Here is a 6,656-nt window from a genome sequence, read left to right as displayed (position 1 = left end):
GACCGCGGGCCGCGTCGCGACAACTTCCGCCGCGATGACCGCGACCGCGGCGACTTCCGCCGGGATGACCGTGGCGGGTTCCGCCGGGATGACCGTCGTGACGACCGCCGGGATGACCGCGGCGGCTTCCGGCGCGACAACGACCGCCGGGACAACTTCCGCCGGGATGACCGGCGCGATGACCGTGGTGGGTTCCGTCGGGACGATCGGGACCGCGGTTTCAACAAGGACCGCGGGCCGCGTCGCGACAACTTCCGCCGCGATGACCGCGACCGCGGCGACTTCCGCCGGGATGACCGTGGCGGGTTCCGCCGGGATGACCGGGACCGCGGTGACTTTCGTCGGGATGACCGTGGCGGGTTCCGCCGGGACGATCGGGACCGCCGGAACGACCGCGGCGGGTTCCGCGGGGACGACCGTCGCGGTGGTTACGGGCGCCGGGACGACCGGGACTTCGGCGACCGCCCGCGTCGCGATGACCGCCGCCGGGACGACCGCGACTTCAAGGACCGCCCCCGTCGGGACGACCGGGGGTTCGACAAGCGGCCTCGCCGCGACGACCGCGGCTTCGACGACCGCCCGCGCCGGGACGACCGTCGCGACGACCGCCGGGACGACCGGCCGCGGCGGGACGGGGACCGGTTCGAGCGCGGCGGTCGGCCGCGCCGGGACGAGCGGGACTTCAAGGACCGTCCGCGCCGGGATGACCGCCGTCGGGACGACCGCCGGGGTGACCGGGAGCGCAGTGGCTTCCGTGAGGACGCCGCGAAGCAGTCGACCGAGGCTGCCGAGTCGGACCCGAAGCTGCAGGAGCCGGAGCTCCCCGAGGGCCTCGACCCCAAGGAGCTCGACCCCGAGGTGCGCCGCGAGCTGCTGCCGCTGCCCAAGGGGCTGGCCGACAAGATCGCGCTGCATCTCGTGGCGGCCGGCAAGCTGGTCGACGAGGACGCGGAGAAGGCCCTCGAACACGCCCGGTTCGCCCGGCAGAAGGCGTCCCGCATCCCGTCGGTGCGCGAGGCCAACGGGCTCGCCGCGTACCTGGCTGGTGAGTGGAGCGAGGCGCTGTCCGAGCTGCGCGCGGCTCGCCGCATCGCGGGCGGCCCCGGCCACCTGGCGATGATGGCCGACTGCGAACGCGCGATGGGGCGGCCCGAGCGGGCGGTGGAGCTCGCCCGCAGCCAGGAGGCGACCCAGCTGGAGCAGGAGGACGCGGTCGAGCTGCGCATCGTGGCGGCCGGGGCGCGCCGTGACCTCGGGGAGGTCGAGGCCTCCGTCGTGAGCCTGCAGACCGCCGAGCTCGACCCCCAGCGGCAGGAGCCGTGGAGCGCGCGGTTGTTCTACGCCTACGCGGACAACCTGCTGGCTGCTGGCCGCGAGCGCGAGGCCTTCACCTGGTTCGTGCACGCCGCGCACGCCGATGACGAGGAGGAGACCGACGCTCCGGAGCGCCTGGAGGAGCTGGCCGAGAAGATCGGCGGGCCCGAGGTGGTCGAGGAGCTGGTGACCGAGGCCGAGGCCGCCGCCGGGATCTCGGACGCGGACGAGCTCGACGACGACGCGGACGAGCTCGACGACGAGGACGAGCTCGACGGTGCTGCGGAGACCGAGGCCCCGGCCGACTCGGCGGATGCCGAGGAGACGGAGCAGGACACCACCGACGGCGAAGCCGGGGGGAGCGCGCGAGCGCAGTGAGCGGCACGCTGCTCGACGGCCACGACGTCGTGCTGTTCGACCTGGACGGCACGGTCTTCCGCGGCGGTGAACTCGTTCCCGGTGCCCTTGAGGCCGTCCGGGAGGTGCACCGTCGCGGCGTCCAGGTCCGCTACGTCACCAACAATGCGTCCAAACCGGACCAGGCGGTGGTCGACCACCTCGCGGGTCTCGGGTTGACCGCGAAGCGGGCCGAGGTGAGCACCAGCGCACAGGCTGGTGCTGCGGTGCTGGCCGAGAAGCTGCCCGCCGGATCCCGAGTGCTGGTGGTTGGTTCCGCCGCCCTGCTGTCCGAAGTGGACCGCGTCGGGCTGGTCCCGGTCTCGGACTTCGCCGACGACCCGGTCGCGGTCGTGCAGGGGCTGTCCACCGACATCGCCTACCGCGACCTCGCCGAGGCCTGCTTGGCGATCCGCGCCGGGGCGCTGTGGGTGGCGTGCAACGGGGATCGGACGCTGCCGACCGAACGCGGCCTGGTGCCGGGCAACGGTTCGCTGGTCGAGCTGCTGCGGGCGGCCACCGACCAGGAACCGCTGGTGGCTGGCAAGCCGGAGCGCCCGCTGCTGGACCGCGCGGTCGACTCGGCGGGCGGGCGGTCGCCGCTGATGGTCGGCGACCGGCTGGACACCGACATCGCGGGCGCGGTCAACGCCGGGATGCCGTCGCTGATGGTGCTGACCGGGGTGAACACCCCTGCCGACCTGCTCGCCGCCGATCCGGCGATGCGCCCCGACCACGTCGCCGCCGACCTGCGCGGGTTGTTGCAGGACCCCGCGGAGGTGGCGGTCGCCGCGCAGACCGGGTGGCAGGCGCGGGTCGAGGACGGCGTGCTGGAGCTGACCCGTTCCGAGGACGGGGCCGATGCGGTGGCTGCGCTCCGGGCGCTGTGCGCGGTCTGGTGGGCCACGTCGTCAGGGCCCGTCGAGGTGCGAGCGGCGGACGAGCCCGCGCGGGCGGCGCTGCGCGAGCTGGGCTTGGCCTGAAGCTGCGGACGTCGCGGTGTCACCGTCGGGGCGTTCCGATAGCGTGGAGGCGTCGCCGCACAGCGGTCGCGGCGTGATCGAGGGGAGCAGGAGCGGATGACCTCTCCGGGGCAGATGCCGAATCCCGCGATGCTGGCGCGCCCGGTCGACGACGGTCAGCCGGCGATCGACGCCATCGCAGCGGCCGTGGCCGCCCTCGACGAGGTGCGGGAGCGGCCCGTGGCCGAGCACGTCGAACGGTTCGAGGCGGTGCACACCGCGCTCACCGACGCGCTTTCCGAATCGAGTGCACACAGGAGCTGACGCAGTGCCACGCAGGGCGCGGTTGGATGCCGAACTGGTTCGTCGCGGGCTGGCGCGGTCCCGCGAGCACGCCTCCGAGCTGGTCGAGGCCGGTCGGGTGAGCGTGCGCGGCATGGTGGCGCGCAAGTCCGCCACCGCGGTCGAGACCGACGCGCCGGTGGTCGTCGCCGACGACGTGGACGACCCCGGTTGGGCGTCGCGGGGCGCGCACAAGCTGCTGGGCGCGCTGGAAGCCTTCGAACCCGAGGGGTTGGCCGTGGCTGGGCGGCGGTGCCTGGACGCGGGTGCGTCGACCGGCGGGTTCACCGACGTGCTGCTGCGGCGCGAGGCGCGCGAGGTCGTGGCGGTCGACGTCGGCTACGGGCAGCTGGTCTGGAAACTGCAGACCGACGAGCGGGTGCGCATCCACGACCGCACCAACGTCCGCTCGCTGACCCCGGACGACATCGGCGGGCCGGTGGACCTGGTGGTGGCGGACCTGTCGTTCATCTCGCTGAAGCTGGTGCTGCCCGCGCTGGCCGCCTGCGCGACCCCGGAGGCCGACCTGGTGCCGATGGTCAAGCCGCAGTTCGAGGTCGGCAAGCAGCGGCTGGGCTCCGGCGGGGTGGTGCGCGACCCGCAGCTGCGGGCCGAGGCGGTGCTGGAGGTCTTGCAGGTCGCCGCCGAGCACGGGCTGGGGCTGCGCGGCGTGGTGGCCAGCCCGCTGCCCGGGCCGTCCGGCAACGTGGAGTACTTCCTGTGGCTGCGGCCCGGTGAGCGCACCGACGTGGCAGCGGCGGAAGTGCTGGTGGCGGACGCGGTCCGGCGAGGACCGCAGACCGCCGTCAAGAACTCGCACCGGTGAGGAGTGGGAGTTGACCCGAGAGGTGCTGCTGGTGGTGCACACCGGCAGGCAGCACAACCTGCGCACCGCGGAGAAGGTCGCCGGTCAGCTGATCGGCGCCGGGCTGCGGGTGCGGGTGATGGCGGAGGAAGCGCCTGAGCTCAGCCCCGACTGCTACAGCCGGGTGGTGGCCCCGGGGCCGGAGGCGGCAGCGGGCACCGAGCTGGTGCTGGTGCTCGGCGGGGACGGCACGCTGCTGCGCGCGGCCGAGCTGGCCCGGCTGGCCGACGTCCCGGTGTTCGGGGTGAACCTGGGCCGGGTCGGGTTCCTGGCCGGTGCCGACTCCGACGCGCTGGACGAGGCGCTGGCCGCCGTGGTGGAGGGCCGGTACCACGTCGAGGAGCGGATGACGGTCGAGGTCACCGCGAAGCTGGACGGGCAGGTGCTGGCCCGGACCTGGGCGCTCAACGAGGCCAGCGTCGAGAAGAGCAGCCGGGAGCGGATCCTGGACGTGGTCGTGGAGGTCGACGGGCACCCGGTGTCGGCGTTCGGCTGCGACGGCGTGCTCTGCTCCACGCCGACCGGGTCCACCGCGTACGCGTTCTCCGCCGGGGGACCGGTGGTGTGGCCGGAGGTGCAGGCGCTGCTGGTCGTGCCGAGCAACGCGCACGCGCTGTTCGCCCGGCCGCTGGTGGTGTCGCGGGAATCGCTGGTGGCGGTGGAGATCGACCAGCACGGCCACCACGCGGTGCTCAGCTGCGACGGGCAGCGGCACTTCGACCTGCCGCCGGGGTCGCGGGTCGAGGTGGTCGCCGGGGACACCCCGCTGCGCCTGGTGCGGCTGCACAACACCGCGTTCACCGATCGCCTGGTGCACAAGTTCGAGCTGCCGGTGCAGGGGTGGCGGGGCCCGTCCGCGCGCTGAGCAGCGCACGGGCGGGTTGAGCGATTCGTTATTCCCAGCGGGGCATCGCGCGTCCCGGCGTGCCAGTAGGGTGCTTGATGTGTTGGCGGAGATGCGCATCCAGGGACTGGGCGTCATCGACGACGCCACGCTCGCACTGCACGAGGGACTGACCGTGGTCACCGGCGAGACCGGTGCCGGCAAGACGATGGTGGTCACCGGGCTGCACCTGCTCGGCGGTGGTCGCGCCGACTCCTCCCGGGTCCGCTCCGGTGCGCAGCGTGCCGTCGTGGAGGGCCGGTTCCAGACCACGATCGACTCACCCGCGGCCAAGGTCGCCTCCGAAGCCGGGGCCGAACCGGACGAGGACGGGAGCCTCATCGCCCTGCGCACGGTCACCGCGGACGGCCGGTCCCGTGCCCACCTCGGAGGCCGTTCGGTACCCAACGCCGTGCTCTCCGAGCTGGCCGAGCAGGTGCTGGCGGTGCACGGCCAGAACGACCAGCTGCGGCTGCTGCGCCCCGGTGAGCAGCGGGCGGTGCTCGACCGCTTCGCCGGGGAGCCCGTGCTCCAGGCGCTGGCGAACTACCAGCGGGTGCGAGCCGAGTGGGCGGAGGCGGTCCGGGAGCTGACCGAGCGCACCGAGCGCTCCCGGGAACTGGCCCGGGAAGCGGACCTGCTGCGGCACGGGCTGGGCGAGATCGAGGCGGTCAACCCGGAGCCCGGCGAGGACGTCGCGCTGGTCGACGAGGCCCGGCGGTTGGCGGACGTCGACCAGCTGCGGGAGATCGCCGCGGGCGCGCACCTGGCGCTGACCGGTTCGGCAGACGGGGACCCGGACGCGCCTGGCGCGATCGGGCTGGTCGGGGAGGCCCGGCGGCGCCTGTCGTCGGCCGAGGACCCGGCGCTGCGGGAGCTGGAGCCGCGGGTGGCCGAAGCCGTGGCGGTGCTGGCCGACGTCGGCGGCGAGCTCGGCGGGTACCTGGACCGGCTGGACGCCGACCCGGCCCGCCTGGAGCAGGTGCTGGCCCGGCAGGCCGAGCTCAAGCAGCTGACCAAGAAGTACGCGGCGGACATCGACGGCGTGCTGGCCTGGGCGGAGGACGCCCGCACCCGGTTGTCCAGCATGGACACCTCCGAGGAGGCGCTGGCGGCGCTGGCCGCGCGCCGCGACGAGCTGGCCGCCGAGCTGGCCGAGATCGCCGTCGAGCTCACCGAGGCGCGGCGGGAGGCGGCGGTCCGGCTCTCTGCGGCGGTGTCCGAGGAGCTGGACGGGCTGGCCATGGCGCAGGCCCGGCTCGAGGTCGTCGTGCAGCCGAAACCGGCCGAGGCCGGGGACCCGAACGCGCTGCCGGTGCGGGGCACGAGCGTGCACGCGGGACCGGAGGGCGTGGACGAGGTCGAGCTGCAGCTGATCGCGCACTCCGGCGCTCCCGCCCTGCCGATCCACAAGGGCGCTTCGGGCGGTGAGCTGTCGCGGGTGATGCTGGCGCTGGAGGTGGTGCTGGCCGACGCCGACACCGTGCCGACGCTGGTCTTCGACGAGGTCGACGCCGGGGTCGGTGGGCGCGCCGCGGTGGAGATCGGGCGGCGGCTGGCCCGCTTGGCGCGCACCCACCAGGTCGTGGTCGTCACGCACCTGCCGCAGGTCGCCGCCTACGCGGACCGGCACCTGGTGGTGGACAAGGGCAACGCCGAGGGCGGGTTGACCCGCAGCGACGTGCGGGTGGTGGCCGACGAGCTGCGGGTCGTGGAGCTGGCCCGGATGCTGGCCGGGATGGACTCCACCGAGACCGGTCGGGCGCACGCCGAGGAGCTGCTCAACACCGCGACCGCGTACAAGCTGGCGCAGGACCGCTTCCGGCGGAAGAAGCCCGCGGGGAAGAAGGCCAGGAGCGGGAAGTGACCTGGGCCATTTGGCCGAACATTTCTG

At 74.2% G+C, this 6,656-nt stretch carries 6 protein-coding genes and 1 pseudogene; 6 read left to right on the top strand and 1 reads right to left on the bottom strand.

Annotation, left to right across the window (positions count from 1 at the left end; all coding sequences use genetic code 11):
• A pseudogene (locus ABT324_RS11485) lies at positions 1-915 on the bottom strand (hypothetical protein); the annotation flags it as partial.
• Here ABT324_RS11485 and ABT324_RS11480 point away from each other — a divergent pair.
• From ABT324_RS11480 to recN, 6 genes are all read left to right on the top strand, one after another.
• Entirely contained in the window at positions 859-1,692 is an 834-nt protein-coding gene (locus ABT324_RS11480) for a tetratricopeptide repeat protein (protein WP_351175124.1), read from the top strand. The pseudogene ABT324_RS11485 and the gene ABT324_RS11480 sit on opposite strands and share 57 nt — an antisense overlap.
• Positions 1,689-2,693, top strand: coding sequence for an HAD-IIA family hydrolase (locus tag ABT324_RS11475; RefSeq protein ID WP_351175122.1), 1,005 nt, complete (start codon positions 1,689-1,691; stop codon positions 2,691-2,693). The genes ABT324_RS11480 and ABT324_RS11475 overlap by 4 nt, the downstream gene beginning before the upstream one ends.
• A gap of 96 nt (positions 2,694-2,789) precedes the next feature.
• A complete protein-coding gene (locus ABT324_RS11470) occupies positions 2,790-2,996 on the top strand; it encodes a hypothetical protein (protein WP_351175132.1) in 207 nt (68 codons plus the stop codon).
• Positions 2,997-3,000: 4 nt separating this feature from the next.
• Positions 3,001-3,840, top strand: coding sequence for a TlyA family RNA methyltransferase (locus ABT324_RS11465; RefSeq protein ID WP_351175120.1), 840 nt, complete (start codon positions 3,001-3,003; stop codon positions 3,838-3,840).
• Positions 3,841-3,850: 10 nt separating this feature from the next.
• On the top strand, positions 3,851-4,744 hold the full coding sequence (locus tag ABT324_RS11460; protein WP_351175118.1) for an NAD kinase: 894 nt from the start codon (positions 3,851-3,853) through the stop codon (positions 4,742-4,744).
• A 79-nt stretch (positions 4,745-4,823) separates the two neighbouring features.
• Positions 4,824-6,629 (top strand): DNA repair protein RecN, encoded by a 1,806-nt coding sequence (gene recN / locus ABT324_RS11455; protein WP_351175116.1) that lies wholly within the window; start codon positions 4,824-4,826, stop codon positions 6,627-6,629.
• The last annotated feature ends 27 nt before the right edge of the window (positions 6,630-6,656 follow it).

This window comes from Saccharopolyspora sp. NPDC000359 (assembly GCF_040300525.1).
Taxonomy (GTDB): domain Bacteria; phylum Actinomycetota; class Actinomycetes; order Mycobacteriales; family Pseudonocardiaceae; genus Saccharopolyspora.
The sequence above is the reverse complement of the archived record's forward strand: the minus strand, read 5'-3'. Positions and strand labels throughout refer to the sequence as shown.

What these genes read in the sequence shown, in the direction of transcription:
- ABT324_RS11470 (WP_351175132.1), top strand. Translation starts at nt 2,790, where the DNA reads ATGACCTCTCCGGGGCAGATGCCGAATCCCGCGATGCTGGCGCGCCCG.